Genomic DNA, 12,311 nt, shown 5'->3' with positions numbered 1-12,311 from the left:
GATCCTTAATTGAGGGCTTATCATGCCTAGAAGAAGAGTAGTAGCTAAACGCGAAATCCTGCCGGATCCTAAGTTCGGAAGTGAGCGTCTGGCGAAGTTCATGAACCACCTGATGGTCAGCGGCAAAAAGTCCATAGCTGAGCGTATCGTCTACGGTGCGTTGGACAAGGTTGCCGATCGTAGTAAAGAAGATCCGCTGGAGATCTTCGACAAAGCGCTGGAAGCCATCCAGCCCATGGTCGAAGTGAAGTCGCGCCGCGTTGGTGGTGCGACCTATCAGGTGCCGGTTGAAGTACGTCCGTCTCGTCGCCAAGCGCTAGCAATGCGCTGGCTGGTAGACGCGGCGCGTCGTCGCGGTGAGAAAACCATGGTGCAGCGTCTAGCAGGCGAAATGCTGGATGCCGCGGAAGGTAAAGGTTCTGCCGTTAAGAAGCGCGAAGACGTGCATCGCATGGCAGAAGCCAACAAGGCCTTCTCGCACTACCGTTTCTAAAATCGGTGTTTCTAGAAACTGCGTTTCTAAGCACGGCGTTTTTAAGTACGGCTTTATGGTTTTTATATGCACGTTGTTCAGCATGGCGAAGTGTTTGCTGAGTCGCGTTGTTGCAACGCATTAGTTGCAATACCCAGCCGCTACCATGCAGTGGTAGCGGCGGACGCATAAGCCTCGCTTGCATACGTCGCTAAATTAACGAGCATCGCCAACAAACGGGAGTTTCACCGTGGCACGCAAGACTCCACTAAATCGCTATCGTAATATCGGTATCGTCGCTCACGTTGACGCGGGTAAGACTACGACGACTGAGCGGGTACTGTTCTACACCGGCCTTTCCCACAAAGTGGGCGAAGTGCACGACGGTGCTGCGACCATGGACTGGATGGAGCAGGAGCAGGAGCGTGGTATCACTATCACCTCAGCTGCAACTACCTGTTTCTGGCAGGGCATGAACAAGCAGTTCCCCGAGCACCGTATTAACATTATCGATACCCCAGGGCACGTTGACTTCACGATCGAAGTTGAGCGTTCTTTGCGCGTACTTGATGGCGCGGTTGTTGTACTGTGCGGTTCTTCCGGCGTTCAGCCGCAGACCGAAACTGTATGGCGCCAGGCCAATAAGTACGAAGTGCCGCGCATGGTCTTTGTCAACAAAATGGACCGTACCGGTGCTGATTTCTTCATGGTTGTCGACCAGTTGAAAGAGCGTCTGGGTGCTAATGCTGTGCCGATCCAGATTAACTGGGGCACGGAAGAAGACTTTAAAGGTGTTATCGACCTTATTCAGATGAAAGCCATCCTGTGGGATGAAGAAAGTCTGGGTATGACCTATGACCTCGTGGATATTCCTGCTGAGCTACAAGAAACAGCAGAAAAGTATCGCGAAGAGATGGTCGAGGCTGCTGCCGAAGGCTCTGATGAGCTGATGGAGAAATACCTTGAAGGCGGCGAGCTAACGATTGAAGAGATCAAAGCTGGTCTGCGTGCGCGCACTCTGGCTAACGATATCGTTCTGGTTACCTGTGGTTCTGCCTTTAAGAACAAGGGTGTTCAGGCCGTGCTGGATGGCGTTATCGAATTCATGCCTTCGCCGACAGAAGTTAAGGCGATCGAAGGTGAGTTGGATGATAAAAACGGCACCGTTGATACCCGTGAAGCGGACGACAGTGCACCGTTTGCGGCGTTGGCATTTAAAATCGCCACCGACCCCTTCGTTGGTACGCTGACCTTTATCCGCGTCTACTCGGGCGTTCTGAAATCTGGCGACGGTGTTTATAACTCCGTTAAGCAGAAGAAGGAGCGCGTTGGCCGTATCGTTCAGATGCACGCCAACTCCCGTGAAGAGATCAAAGAAGTACTGGCGGGCGATATCGCCGCTTGTATCGGTCTCAAGGACGTCACCACCGGTGATACCCTGTGCGACATCGATAACAAAATTGTTCTCGAGCGTATGGAGTTCCCGGATCCGGTTATCTCGGTTGCTGTAGAGCCTAAATCTAAGGCAGACCAAGAGAAGATGGGTGTCGCTCTGGGCAAGCTTGCTCAGGAAGATCCCTCCTTCCAGGTTAAAACCGACGAAGAAACCGGCCAGACGATTATTTCTGGTATGGGTGAGCTTCACCTGGACATCCTCGTTGACCGTATGCGTCGCGAGTTTAAGGTTGAAGCCAATATCGGTAAGCCGCAGGTTGCCTATCGCGAAACGATTCGCGGCAGCATTGAGCAAGAAGGCAAGTTCGTGCGTCAGTCCGGTGGTCGTGGTCAGTACGGTCACGTTTGGCTACGTATTGAACCGCTGACTAAAGAAGAGAAGGGTGAAGGCGAAGATGAAATCTTCTTCAAATTCACTTCTGAAATCGTGGGTGGTGCGGTTCCGAAGGAATACGTTCCCGCGGTTGAGAAGGGTGCTTACGAGCAGCTCAAAAACGGTGTCATCGCGGGTTACCCGATGATCGACGTTAAAGTGTCGCTGTTCGACGGCTCCTTCCACGACGTGGACTCCAACGAGACTGCGTTTAAGATTGCTTCTTCTATGGCAGTGAAAGAAGGTGCCAGGAAGGCCAAGGCCGTGCTGCTGGAGCCGGTGATGAAGGTCGAAATCGTGACCCCCGAAGAATTTATGGGTGACGTCATGGGCGACCTGAGCCGTCGTCGCGGCTTGGTGCAGGGCATGGATGACTCTTCTTCTGGTAAAGTCATTCGTGCAACGGTGCCACTGGGCGAGATGTTCGGTTATGCAACCGATCTGCGCTCACAAACCCAGGGCCGTGCGAGCTACTCTATGGAGTTCTCGAAGTACGACGAGGCGCCCTCCAGCGTCGTTGAAGCCGTCATCAATCAAAACGGTTAACCGTTAGCTAACGTAAAGAGGTTATAGCAGTGGCTAAGGAAAAATTTGAACGTTCCAAACCGCACGTCAACGTCGGCACCATTGGTCACGTCGACCACGGTAAAACGACCCTGACAGCGGCCCTAACCCGCGTGTCTGCTGAGGTTTTCGGCGGCGACTGGCGTGAATTTGATACCATCGATAACGCTCCTGAAGAGCGCGAGCGCGGTATCACGATCGCTACTTCCCACGTGGAATATCAGTCTGAAGAGCGTCACTACGCTCACGTTGACTGCCCAGGACACGCTGACTACGTCAAGAACATGATCACCGGTGCTGCGCAGATGGACGGCGCGATCCTGGTATGTTCTGCCGCAGACGGCCCGATGCCGCAAACTCGCGAGCACATCCTGCTGTCTCGTCAGGTTGGCGTACCGTTCATCGTTGTGTTCCTGAACAAAGCGGACATGGTCGATGACGAAGAGCTGCTCGAGCTGGTAGAAATGGAAGTTCGCGAACTTCTAGACCAGTACGACTTCCCGGGCGACGACACGCCGATCATCACTGGTTCTGCCTTGATGGCGCTGAACGGTGAAGATGAGAACGGCATGGGTACTACTGCGGTAGCTAACCTGATCAAAGCTCTGGACGAGTACATTCCTGAGCCGGAGCGTGCTATCGACCAGCCGTTCCTGATGCCGATTGAAGACGTGTTCTCTATCTCTGGTCGCGGTACTGTTGTTACCGGTCGTGTAGAGCGCGGCATCGTTAAAGCGGGCGAAGAAGTGGAAATCGTGGGTATCCGCGACACCACCAAAACGATCGTTACCGGTGTTGAAATGTTCCGTAAACTGCTCGACGAAGGTCGTGCTGGTGAGAACGTTGGCGCCCTGCTGCGTGGTACTAAGCGTGATGACGTCGAGCGTGGCCAAGTATTGGCCAAGCCGGGCACCATCAACCCGCACACTACCTTCGAAGCAGAAGTTTACGTACTGTCCAAAGAAGAGGGTGGTCGTCACACGCCTTTCTTCAAGGGCTACCGTCCCCAGTTCTACTTCCGTACCACCGATGTAACCGGTACTTGTGAACTGCCGGAAGGCGTTGAAATGGTCATGCCGGGTGACAACGTTCAGATGGTTGTTACCTTGATCGCTCCGATCGCAATGGACGAAGGTTTGCGCTTCGCTATTCGTGAAGGCGGCCGTACTGTCGGTGCTGGCGTTGTGGCCAAGATCGTCAAGTAAGCTACATGCTTGAATGATGAAGGGGGCTCTGATGAGCCCCCTTTTCTGCGCACCAACAGCAAATGTTTGACATGGGCTTTTGGCGTGCCTATAATGCGCATCCTTTGAATGCGTGGGTAGACGGCTCGCGCCGTCGACATCCATTGGAGTTTAAGGCAAATGCAGAACCAAAAGATTCGCATTCGGTTGAAAGCATTCGACCATCGCCTGATCGATCAGTCCACAGCGGAAATTGTTGAAACTGCTAAGCGTACTGGTGCTCAGGTTCGTGGCCCGATCCCGCTGCCGACCAATCGCGAGCGTTACACCATCCTGATCTCGCCGCACGTCAACAAAGATGCGCGTGACCAGTATGAGATTCGTACGCACAAGCGTGTGCTCGACATTGTTGAGCCGACCGAGAAAACTGTTGACGCTTTGATGAAGCTTGATCTCGCCGCAGGCGTAGACGTGCAAATCAAACTCAACTAATTACACTAGTCACTTTGCGGCCCAGCGCTCATCGCTCTTTATAAAGAGTTGGCATGAGCAGCAGCCGCCGCGCCGTGAGGCGCCATACAATGTGCTAGTGGAATGCTCTGGAAAGGGCAGCCATAGCGGGTGATAGCCCCGTACACTATAGGAGACTGAGTATGACTATCGGTTTAGTCGGTAAAAAGGCCGGGATGACCCGTGTCTTTACCGAAGACGGCGCGTCTGTGCCCGTAACCGTTATTGAAGTTGATCCTAATCGTGTTACACGCGTTAAATCTGTCGAATCTGACGGTTACGCAGCGATTCAGGTCACATCTGGCTCTCGCAAAGCGAAGCACCTCACCAAAGCGCAAGCGGGTCAGTTTGCCAAGGCGGGTGTTGAAGCTGGTCGTGCACTGATGGAATTTCGTCTTGCAGAAGGCGAAACAATTCCTGAAGTGGGCGGCGAAATCACCGTATCCCTCTTCGAAGCTGGTCAAATGGTTGACGTGACTGGCACCTCTAAGGGTAAAGGCTTCCAGGGTGCTGTTAAGCGCTGGAATTTCCGTACCCAAGACATGACTCACGGTAACTCTCTGTCGCATCGCGCGCCGGGTTCTATCGGCATGTGTCAGACTCCGGGTCGCGTTTTCAAAGGCAAAAAGATGGCCGGTCAAATGGGTAACGCCCGTTGCACCGTGCAGAGCCTTGAGATCGTCCGTGTCGACGCCGAGCGTAACCTGCTGCTGATTAAAGGCGCCGTACCGGGTGCTCCCGGTAGTGACGTTATCGTTCGCAGCGCCGTGAAAGCAGGCTGAAGGGGATAATTACCAATGAATCTGAATCTTGCTGCAGGCGCGGGTACCGTTGAAGTAGCCGACGCCACTTTTGGCAAAGAATTCAACGAAGCGCTTGTTCACCAGGTTGTCACTGCCTATTTGGCGGCTGGTCGTCAGGGAACCCGCGCACAAAAGAGTCGTTCCGACGTTCGTGGCGGTGGTAAGAAGCCGTGGCGTCAGAAAGGCACCGGTCGTGCACGTGCCGGTACCATCCGCTCTCCGCTATGGCGTAGTGGTGGCGTAACCTTCGCGGCGCGTCCGCAAGACTACACCCAGAAGGTTAACCGCAAGATGTACCGTGCAGCGATGCGCTCCATCTTGTCTGAGCTGGTACGTCAAGAGCGTTTAGTCGCGATTGAAGAGTTCGTCGTCGATGCGCCTAAGACCAAGCAGGTAGCTGCCAAGCTGAAAGAGCTCAACCTTGAAAAAGTGTTGATCGTCACTGAAGAAATCGACGAGAAGCTCTATTTGGCCGCACGCAACCTTCCCCACGTTGACGTGGTGGATGTCGCGGCAGCTGACCCGGTAAGCCTGGTAGCCTTTGATAAGGTCCTGATTACCGTCTCCGCCCTGCGTAAATTCGAGGAGAAGCTGGCATGAACCAGGAACGCGTATTTAAGGTTCTGCTTGGGCCGCACGTGACCGAAAAGGCCGCAATGGCAGCCGAGCGCAACCAGTACGTTTTCAAGGTAGCATCTGATGCTACCAAGCCCGAGATCAAAAAGGCCGTTGAAGCACTCTTCGGCAAAAAGGTCGGTAGTGTTCAGGTTCTGAACATGAAGGGTAAAACAAAGCGTACTGCGAACGGCGTTGGCCTGCGTAAGGGTTACCGCAAAGCGTATGTGACCCTGGCTGCGGGTGAAACGCTCGAAGACTTCTCTGGCGCCGAATAAGGGCAGGAGTACGGATAATGGCAATCGTCAAGACCAAACCCACTTCCGCCGGTCGTCGCCACGTCGTCAAGATCGTTGGCGAGGAACTGTTTAAAGGCCGTGCCTATGCACCGCTTTTGGAAAAACAGTCCAAGTCCGGCGGCCGGAATAACTACGGTCGTATCACCACCCGCCACGTGGGCGGTGGTCATCGTCACCACTATCGGTTGATCGATTTCAAGCGTACCAAGGATGGCATTCCTGCCACCGTTGAGCGCCTGGAGCACGATCCCAACCGCAGTGCGCACATTGCACTGCTGAAGTATGCCGATGGTGAACGTCGTTACATCATTGCACCGAAAGGTGTCAGCGCGGGTGACGTGCTGGAATCTGGTGTTAACGCGTCAATCAAGAAAGGCAATGCCTTGCCGCTGCGTAACGTTCCGCTGGGTTCTACGGTGCACTGCATCGAACTCAAGCCGGGCAAAGGTGCGCAGATTGCTCGCAGTGCCGGTACAAGCGCCCAGTTGGTTGCTCGTGAAGGTAACTATGCCACCTTGCGTCTTCGCTCTGGCGAAATGCGTAAAGTGTTGGCCGAGTGCCGCGCGACGTTGGGTGAAGTGAGCAACTCTGAGCACAGCCTGCGTCAACTTGGCAAGGCCGGTGCGAAGCGCTGGAGAGGCGTGCGTCCGACTGTTCGCGGTGTCGCGATGAACCCAGTCGATCACCCACACGGTGGTGGCGAAGGCCGCACCAGTGGTGGTCGTCACCCGGTATCCCCATGGGGTGTGCCGACTAAGGGTCACAAGACGCGTAAGAACAAGCGCACCGACAAGCTGATCATTCGTCGTCGTAATAAGACGCGTTGATCTAAATTGCCAAGACATTAAGAGGTAACGGCTGTGCCACGTTCACTAAAGAAAGGTCCCTTCATTGACCTTCATCTTTTGAAGAAGGTAGAGGCTGCAGTGGAGAAGAGCGATCGCAAACCAATTAAGACTTGGTCGCGTCGTTCTATGATCCTGCCCAATATGGTAGGCCTCACTATCGCGGTCCATAATGGTCGCCAACACGTCCCGGTGCACGTCTCCGAGGAAATGGTTGGCCACAAATTGGGCGAATTCGCTGCTACTCGCACTTATCGCGGGCATGCGGCGGATAAAAAAGCCAAACGGTAAGCCAGAGAGGATTGAGAGATGGAAGTCACAGCTAAGCTGCTTGGCGCTCGTTTATCCGCCCAGAAGGCCCGTTTGGTGGCTGACCAGGTGCGCGGTAAACCTGTCGCCGAGGCACTCGACCTGCTGACCTTCTCACCGAAGAAGGCTGCCAAGCTGGTTAAGAAGGTGCTGCAATCCGCGATTGCAAATGCGGAAGAAAATAACGGCATGGATATTGACGAGCTGCGTGTCTCGACCATCTGCGTCGATGAGGGCATGACGCTCAAGCGTATCAAGCCGCGTGCCAAGGGGCGTGCGGATCGTATCTTGAAGCGCACGTGCCACATCACCGTCAAGGTAGCCGAGAAGTAGGAGTCGACCGATGGGTCAGAAAGTCAATCCAACAGGCATTCGACTGGGCATCGTCAAAGACCATGCTTCTGTCTGGTATGCTGAGCGCGGCGCTTACGCCGATAAGCTCAATAACGATCTCGAAGTGCGTAGCTTCCTGGAAGAGCGTCTTAAAAGCGCCTCTGTTAGCCGCATCCACATCGAGCGTCCGGCGAACAATGCCCGCATCACCATTCACACTGCCCGTCCGGGTATCGTGATTGGTAAGAAAGGTGAAGATGTCGACCGTTTGCGTCGCGATCTCACCCAGATGATGGGTGTTCCCGTGCATGTGAACATCGAAGAAGTTCGCAAGCCGGAGCTGGATGCCAAGCTAGTCGCTGCTAACGTAGCGGGTCAGCTTGAGCGTCGCGTTATGTTCCGTCGTGCTATGAAGCGCGCGGTACAGAACGCAATGCGTCTTGGCGCTGGTGGCATCAAGATTCAGCTGTCAGGTCGTCTTGGTGGCGCTGAAATCGCACGTACCGAATGGTACCGCGAAGGTCGCGTTCCGCTGCACACGTTGCGTGCGGATATCGACTACGCCACTTACGAAGCTCACACCACCTATGGCGTTATCGGCGTCAAAGTGTGGATCTTCAAGGGTGAAATCCTCGGCGGTATCGAGGAAGTACGTGCCAAGGCCAAACAGCCTGCCGGCAACGCGCCCAAGAAGAAAGGTTCCAGGTAAGGGGAGAGCGAGTCGATGTTACAGCCCAAGCGTATGAAATTCCGCAAGATGATGAAAGGCCGCAACCGTGGCCTGGCGCATCGCGGAAGCAAGATCAGCTTCGGGGAATACGGCCTTAAAGCTACTGGTCGCGGCCGCATCACTGCGCGTCAGATCGAAGCAGGCCGTCGTGCGATCACACGTCACGTAAAGCGTGGCGGTAAGATTTGGATCCGCGTATTCCCTGATAAGCCGATCTCCAAGAAGCCGCTCGAAGTTCGTATGGGTAAAGGTAAAGGTTCTGTTGAGTACTGGGTTGCCCAGATCCAACCGGGTCGGGTCCTGTATGAAATTGAAGGCGTGTCGGAAGAGCTCGCTCGTGAAGCGTTTGAGCTTGCCGCACAGAAAATGCCCTTATCCACCACCTTTGCGAAACGGACGGTGATGTGATGAAAGCCCAGGAAATTCGTGAAAAGTCCGCAGGAGAGCTCCAGGAGCAACTCCTCGAACTCCTCCGCGAGCAGTTTAACCTGCGCATGCAGAAGGCCACTGGCCAACTGAGCCAGACTCATCTGCTCAAGCAGGTCCGCCGGGATATCGCCCGCGTTAAGACTTTGCTCAACGAGAAGGCAGGTGATTGAGATGGCCGAAGAAAACACAAAGCGTACGCTCACCGGTAAAGTGGTGAGCGATAAGATGGACAAGTCCATCGTCGTCATGATCGAGCGGCGCGAGCGTCACCCGATCTACGGAAAATACGTTAAGCGCTCCACCAAGCTGCACGCCCATGATGAGGCGAACCAGGCTAAGGCAGGCGATACGGTCTCTATTCAAGAGTGCCGTCCGCTTTCCAAGAAAAAAGCTTGGACGCTGGTCGAGGTGGTTGAACACGCCAAGGGGTAATCCCAAGGCTTGTCAATCAGTGCAGTCAGATTAGGTTTGGAGAAAACCGATGATTCAGACTCAGACAATGCTGGATGTCGCCGACAACAGCGGAGCGCGCCGGGTGCAGTGCATCAAGGTGTTAGGCGGATCACACCGTCGTTACGCTCGCGTTGGTGATATCATCAAGGTCACGGTTAAGGAAGCGATTCCGCGTGGCAAGGTCAAAAAAGGCCAGGTGCTAAAAGCGGTCGTGGTCCGGACCCGTAGTGGCGTCCGTCGTCCCGACGGTTCGCTCATCCGTTTCGATGGAAATGCGGCAGTTTTGTTGAATAACACCAACGAACAGCCCATCGGTACCCGTATTTTTGGGCCGGTGACTCGTGAACTTCGTAATGAAAAGTTCATGAAGATCATTTCCTTAGCGCCTGAAGTGCTGTAAGGAGCGAGGCGGATATGCAAAAGATCAAACGTGACGATGAAGTCATCGTCATCGCCGGGAAGGATAAAGGCAAACGTGGCACCGTTAAGCGGGTATTAGAAAACCGCTTCTTGGTGTCCGGTGTGAACATGATTAAACGTCACACCAAGCCAAATCCCATGGCGGGAAATCAGGGCGGTATCGTCGAGCGTGAGGCTCCGATTCACGCGTCCAACGTAGCCATCTTCAATTCGGAGACCGGTAAGGCGGATCGCGTCGGCTTCCAAGTGAAGGAAGACGGTACCAAGGTACGTATCTACAAGTCGACGCAGACGCAGATCGACGCCTAACGCGAGTCGGGTAGCAAAATGGCGAACTTGAAAGAACGTTATCAAAACGAGGTAGCAGCTCAACTCAAAGAAGAGTTCAGCTATGCCAACGTTATGCAGGTACCCCGGATCACGAAAGTGACTCTGAACATGGGTATCGGCGAAGCAGTCAACGATAAAAAGTTGATTGACAATGCCATCGGCGATCTAGAGAAGCTCTCTGGTCAAAAACCGTTGGTGACCAAGGCACGTAAGTCCATCGCGGGCTTTAAGGTACGTGAAGGTTGGCCAATCGGTATTAAGGTGACCCTGCGCGCTGAGCGCATGTGGGACTTCCTGGACCGCTTGGTTTACATCGCGATTCCCCGCGTGCGTGACTTCCGTGGTCTTAACCCGAAGTCTTTTGACGGTCGCGGCAATTACTCCATGGGTGTGCGTGAGCAGATCATCTTCCCGGAGATCGAGTATGATAAGATCGATCGTATCCGAGGGTTGGACGTCACTATCACTACTACCGCCAAAACCGACGAGGAAGGTCGTGCGCTACTAACCGCACTGAACTTCCCCTTCAAGAAATAAGGGTTGGATCATGGCTAAGAAAAGTATGATAGAGCGTGAGCTTAAGCGTACGCAGCTGGTGGCAAAGTATGCCACCAAGCGCGCAGAGCTTAAGAAAATCATCTCGGATGTGAACACGTCTGAGGAAGACCGCTTCGAGGCGACGCTGAAGCTGCAGCAATTGCCGCGTGACTCAAGCCCGGTACGTCAGCGTAACCGCTGCCGTATCACCGGTCGTCCGCACGGTTTTTACAACAAGTTCGGCCTCGGCCGTAACAAGCTGCGTGAAGCCGCCATGCGTGGCGACGTTCCTGGTCTTAAAAAGTCCAGTTGGTAACGCCACGTAGTATCATCAGGAGCGCACATTAAATGAGCATGCAAGACACTCTGGCGGATATGTTTACCCGTATCCGCAATGCGCAGATGGCCACCAAGGAGACGGCTACCATGCCGTCCTCCAAGCTGAAAGTACAAGTGGCCCGAGTGCTAAAGGAAGAAGGCTACATTGCCGACTTTACGGTTGCCGAAGGTGTTAAGCCTGAGCTAACCATCACTCTCAAGTACTTTGAGGGTAAGCCGGTCATTGAGCATATTCAGCGGGTTTCCAAGCCGTCCCTGCGCCGTTACATGGGTAAGGACAACTTGCCTAAGGTCGCCGATGGTCTCGGTATCGCGATTGTCACCACGTCAACGGGTGTCATGACCGATCGTGCCGCGCGCCAAGCGGGTGTCGGTGGCGAAGTCATCTGCACCGTATTCTAGGAGGCTGGAATGTCCCGCATAGCGAAATATCCGGTTAAAGTGCCTGCCGGCGTTGACATTAAAATCAATGCCGACCAGCTGACCGCCAAAGGCGGCCAGGGCACGCTATCTATGACGATCCACTCTGATGTAGTGGTTAATCAAGAAGATGGCCAGCTGACCTTCGCCCCGAGTGAGTCTGCCAAGAGCTGGGCAATGGCCGGTACTACCCGCGCCTTAGTTCAGAACCTGGTAACGGGCGTATCCGAGGGTTTCACAAAAACTCTCGAAATTGTTGGCGTCGGTTATCGTGCCCAAGCTAAGGGCCAGACGCTCAATCTTTCACTGGGCTTCTCGCACCCGGTCGACTACGAACTGCCTGAAGGTGTCTCAGCGGAAACGCCGAAGAACACCGTGATCGTGCTGAAAAGCGCGGACAAGCAGCAGCTCGGTCAGTGCGCCGCGGAAATCCGCGCTTTCCGTCCGCCCGAGCCGTATAAAGGCAAGGGTGTACGGTACGCCGACGAGCAGGTGCGTCGCAAAGAAGCCAAGAAGAAGTAAGGCAGGGTTATGAACGCGAAGAAAGAATCTCGTCTCCGTCGTGCCCGCCGCGCTCGCGCGAAGATCCGCGAGCTGGGCGTGTATCGCCTGTGCGTCAACCGTACCCCGCGTCACATCTATGCGCAGATTATCTCGCCGGATGGTGGCAAAGTGCTAGCCAGTGCTTCTACGCTGGATAAAGCACTGCGCGAGGGTGCGACCGGTAACTCAGATGCCGCCTCTAAAGTAGGTGCACTGATTGCCGAACGCGCTAAAGAAGCAGGCATCACCCAGGTGGCCTTCGACCGTGCTGGCTTTAAGTATCACGGCCGCGTCAAGGCGCTGGCCGACGCCGCACGTGAAGGCGGCCTGGAATTCTAAAGGGTTTTA

Annotated in this window: 21 protein-coding genes; all 21 read left to right on the top strand. The window is 54.5% G+C overall.

What is annotated here, in order from left to right; genetic code table 11:
• The first annotated feature begins 22 nt into the window (after positions 1-22).
• The 21 genes from rpsG (at position 23) to rplR (ending at position 12,302) form a co-directional block, all read left to right on the top strand.
• Positions 23-493 (top strand): 30S ribosomal protein S7, encoded by a 471-nt coding sequence (rpsG, locus tag V8L71_RS03950; RefSeq protein WP_101147115.1) that lies wholly within the window; start codon positions 23-25, stop codon positions 491-493.
• Between the two features lie 229 nt (positions 494-722).
• Positions 723-2,846 carry an elongation factor G gene (fusA, locus tag V8L71_RS03945; RefSeq protein ID WP_008959171.1) on the top strand — a complete coding sequence of 708 codons (2,124 nt, stop codon included), beginning with the start codon at positions 723-725 and terminating at the stop codon, positions 2,844-2,846.
• Positions 2,847-2,875: 29 nt separating this feature from the next.
• Positions 2,876-4,069: an elongation factor Tu gene (gene tuf / locus V8L71_RS03940; RefSeq protein WP_101147113.1), complete on the top strand. Its 1,194-nt coding sequence runs from the start codon at positions 2,876-2,878 to the stop codon at positions 4,067-4,069.
• Between the two features lie 159 nt (positions 4,070-4,228).
• A complete protein-coding gene (gene rpsJ / locus V8L71_RS03935; RefSeq protein ID WP_007112007.1) occupies positions 4,229-4,540 on the top strand; it encodes a 30S ribosomal protein S10 in 312 nt (103 codons plus the stop codon).
• Positions 4,541-4,701: 161 nt separating this feature from the next.
• The gene (gene rplC, locus V8L71_RS03930; RefSeq protein ID WP_008959169.1) at positions 4,702-5,340 is read left to right on the top strand and encodes a 50S ribosomal protein L3; all 639 of its coding nucleotides are present in this window, start codon (positions 4,702-4,704) and stop codon (positions 5,338-5,340) included.
• 15 nt (positions 5,341-5,355) lie between these two features.
• Positions 5,356-5,961, top strand: coding sequence for a 50S ribosomal protein L4 (rplD, locus tag V8L71_RS03925; RefSeq protein ID WP_008959168.1), 606 nt, complete (start codon positions 5,356-5,358; stop codon positions 5,959-5,961).
• A complete protein-coding gene (gene rplW / locus V8L71_RS03920; RefSeq protein WP_008959167.1) occupies positions 5,958-6,254 on the top strand; it encodes a 50S ribosomal protein L23 in 297 nt (98 codons plus the stop codon). The genes rplD and rplW overlap by 4 nt, the downstream gene beginning before the upstream one ends.
• A gap of 17 nt (positions 6,255-6,271) precedes the next feature.
• A complete protein-coding gene (rplB, locus tag V8L71_RS03915) occupies positions 6,272-7,102 on the top strand; it encodes a 50S ribosomal protein L2 (RefSeq protein ID WP_008959166.1) in 831 nt (276 codons plus the stop codon).
• A 33-nt stretch (positions 7,103-7,135) separates the two neighbouring features.
• A complete protein-coding gene (rpsS, locus tag V8L71_RS03910) occupies positions 7,136-7,411 on the top strand; it encodes a 30S ribosomal protein S19 (RefSeq protein ID WP_008959165.1) in 276 nt (91 codons plus the stop codon).
• Between the two features lie 18 nt (positions 7,412-7,429).
• Positions 7,430-7,762, top strand: coding sequence for a 50S ribosomal protein L22 (gene rplV, locus V8L71_RS03905; RefSeq protein ID WP_007112002.1), 333 nt, complete (start codon positions 7,430-7,432; stop codon positions 7,760-7,762).
• 10 nt (positions 7,763-7,772) lie between these two features.
• The gene (gene rpsC, locus V8L71_RS03900) at positions 7,773-8,471 is read left to right on the top strand and encodes a 30S ribosomal protein S3 (protein WP_008959164.1); all 699 of its coding nucleotides are present in this window, start codon (positions 7,773-7,775) and stop codon (positions 8,469-8,471) included.
• A gap of 15 nt (positions 8,472-8,486) precedes the next feature.
• Complete coding sequence (gene rplP, locus V8L71_RS03895; protein WP_007112000.1) at positions 8,487-8,900, top strand: 50S ribosomal protein L16; 414 nt, start codon at positions 8,487-8,489, stop codon at positions 8,898-8,900.
• The gene (rpmC, locus tag V8L71_RS03890; protein WP_007111999.1) at positions 8,900-9,091 is read left to right on the top strand and encodes a 50S ribosomal protein L29; all 192 of its coding nucleotides are present in this window, start codon (positions 8,900-8,902) and stop codon (positions 9,089-9,091) included. The genes rplP and rpmC overlap by 1 nt, the downstream gene beginning before the upstream one ends.
• A gap of 1 nt (position 9,092) precedes the next feature.
• Positions 9,093-9,353 carry a 30S ribosomal protein S17 gene (rpsQ, locus tag V8L71_RS03885; RefSeq protein WP_007111998.1) on the top strand — a complete coding sequence of 87 codons (261 nt, stop codon included), beginning with the start codon at positions 9,093-9,095 and terminating at the stop codon, positions 9,351-9,353.
• A 49-nt stretch (positions 9,354-9,402) separates the two neighbouring features.
• Positions 9,403-9,774 carry a 50S ribosomal protein L14 gene (rplN, locus tag V8L71_RS03880; RefSeq protein WP_008959163.1) on the top strand — a complete coding sequence of 124 codons (372 nt, stop codon included), beginning with the start codon at positions 9,403-9,405 and terminating at the stop codon, positions 9,772-9,774.
• Between the two features lie 14 nt (positions 9,775-9,788).
• On the top strand, positions 9,789-10,103 hold the full coding sequence (gene rplX, locus V8L71_RS03875) for a 50S ribosomal protein L24 (RefSeq protein WP_007111996.1): 315 nt from the start codon (positions 9,789-9,791) through the stop codon (positions 10,101-10,103).
• Between the two features lie 18 nt (positions 10,104-10,121).
• Positions 10,122-10,661 (top strand): 50S ribosomal protein L5, encoded by a 540-nt coding sequence (gene rplE, locus V8L71_RS03870; protein ID WP_007111995.1) that lies wholly within the window; start codon positions 10,122-10,124, stop codon positions 10,659-10,661.
• Between the two features lie 10 nt (positions 10,662-10,671).
• The gene (gene rpsN, locus V8L71_RS03865) at positions 10,672-10,977 is read left to right on the top strand and encodes a 30S ribosomal protein S14 (protein WP_008959162.1); all 306 of its coding nucleotides are present in this window, start codon (positions 10,672-10,674) and stop codon (positions 10,975-10,977) included.
• A gap of 32 nt (positions 10,978-11,009) precedes the next feature.
• Entirely contained in the window at positions 11,010-11,402 is a 393-nt protein-coding gene (gene rpsH / locus V8L71_RS03860; RefSeq protein WP_008959161.1) for a 30S ribosomal protein S8, read from the top strand.
• A gap of 9 nt (positions 11,403-11,411) precedes the next feature.
• Positions 11,412-11,942 carry a 50S ribosomal protein L6 gene (gene rplF, locus V8L71_RS03855; RefSeq protein WP_336273237.1) on the top strand — a complete coding sequence of 177 codons (531 nt, stop codon included), beginning with the start codon at positions 11,412-11,414 and terminating at the stop codon, positions 11,940-11,942.
• A gap of 9 nt (positions 11,943-11,951) precedes the next feature.
• Complete coding sequence (gene rplR, locus V8L71_RS03850; RefSeq protein ID WP_008959159.1) at positions 11,952-12,302, top strand: 50S ribosomal protein L18; 351 nt, start codon at positions 11,952-11,954, stop codon at positions 12,300-12,302.
• The last annotated feature ends 9 nt before the right edge of the window (positions 12,303-12,311 follow it).

It is taken from the genome of Vreelandella indica (genome assembly GCF_037070225.1).
GTDB classification, from domain to species: Bacteria; Pseudomonadota; Gammaproteobacteria; order Pseudomonadales; family Halomonadaceae; genus Vreelandella; species Vreelandella arctica.
Note: the sequence above shows the minus strand (reverse complement) of the source record. Positions and strands in the feature narration are given on the sequence as shown.

What these genes read in the sequence shown, in the direction of transcription:
- rpsQ (WP_007111998.1), top strand. Translation starts at nt 9,093, where the DNA reads ATGGCCGAAGAAAACACAAAGCGTACGCTCACCGGTAAAGTGGTGAGC.
- rplC (WP_008959169.1), top strand. Translation starts at nt 4,702, where the DNA reads ATGACTATCGGTTTAGTCGGTAAAAAGGCCGGGATGACCCGTGTCTTT.
- rplN (WP_008959163.1), top strand. Translation starts at nt 9,403, where the DNA reads ATGATTCAGACTCAGACAATGCTGGATGTCGCCGACAACAGCGGAGCG.
- rplW (WP_008959167.1), top strand. Translation starts at nt 5,958, where the DNA reads ATGAACCAGGAACGCGTATTTAAGGTTCTGCTTGGGCCGCACGTGACC.
- rplE (WP_007111995.1), top strand. Translation starts at nt 10,122, where the DNA reads ATGGCGAACTTGAAAGAACGTTATCAAAACGAGGTAGCAGCTCAACTC.
- rplB (WP_008959166.1), top strand. Translation starts at nt 6,272, where the DNA reads ATGGCAATCGTCAAGACCAAACCCACTTCCGCCGGTCGTCGCCACGTC.
- rplX (WP_007111996.1), top strand. Translation starts at nt 9,789, where the DNA reads ATGCAAAAGATCAAACGTGACGATGAAGTCATCGTCATCGCCGGGAAG.
- rpsH (WP_008959161.1), top strand. Translation starts at nt 11,010, where the DNA reads ATGAGCATGCAAGACACTCTGGCGGATATGTTTACCCGTATCCGCAAT.
- rpsG (WP_101147115.1), top strand. Translation starts at nt 23, where the DNA reads ATGCCTAGAAGAAGAGTAGTAGCTAAACGCGAAATCCTGCCGGATCCT.
- rpsN (WP_008959162.1), top strand. Translation starts at nt 10,672, where the DNA reads ATGGCTAAGAAAAGTATGATAGAGCGTGAGCTTAAGCGTACGCAGCTG.
- rplD (WP_008959168.1), top strand. Translation starts at nt 5,356, where the DNA reads ATGAATCTGAATCTTGCTGCAGGCGCGGGTACCGTTGAAGTAGCCGAC.
- rpsC (WP_008959164.1), top strand. Translation starts at nt 7,773, where the DNA reads ATGGGTCAGAAAGTCAATCCAACAGGCATTCGACTGGGCATCGTCAAA.
- rpmC (WP_007111999.1), top strand. Translation starts at nt 8,900, where the DNA reads ATGAAAGCCCAGGAAATTCGTGAAAAGTCCGCAGGAGAGCTCCAGGAG.
- rpsJ (WP_007112007.1), top strand. Translation starts at nt 4,229, where the DNA reads ATGCAGAACCAAAAGATTCGCATTCGGTTGAAAGCATTCGACCATCGC.
- rplP (WP_007112000.1), top strand. Translation starts at nt 8,487, where the DNA reads ATGTTACAGCCCAAGCGTATGAAATTCCGCAAGATGATGAAAGGCCGC.
- rplR (WP_008959159.1), top strand. Translation starts at nt 11,952, where the DNA reads ATGAACGCGAAGAAAGAATCTCGTCTCCGTCGTGCCCGCCGCGCTCGC.
- rplF (WP_336273237.1), top strand. Translation starts at nt 11,412, where the DNA reads ATGTCCCGCATAGCGAAATATCCGGTTAAAGTGCCTGCCGGCGTTGAC.
- rplV (WP_007112002.1), top strand. Translation starts at nt 7,430, where the DNA reads ATGGAAGTCACAGCTAAGCTGCTTGGCGCTCGTTTATCCGCCCAGAAG.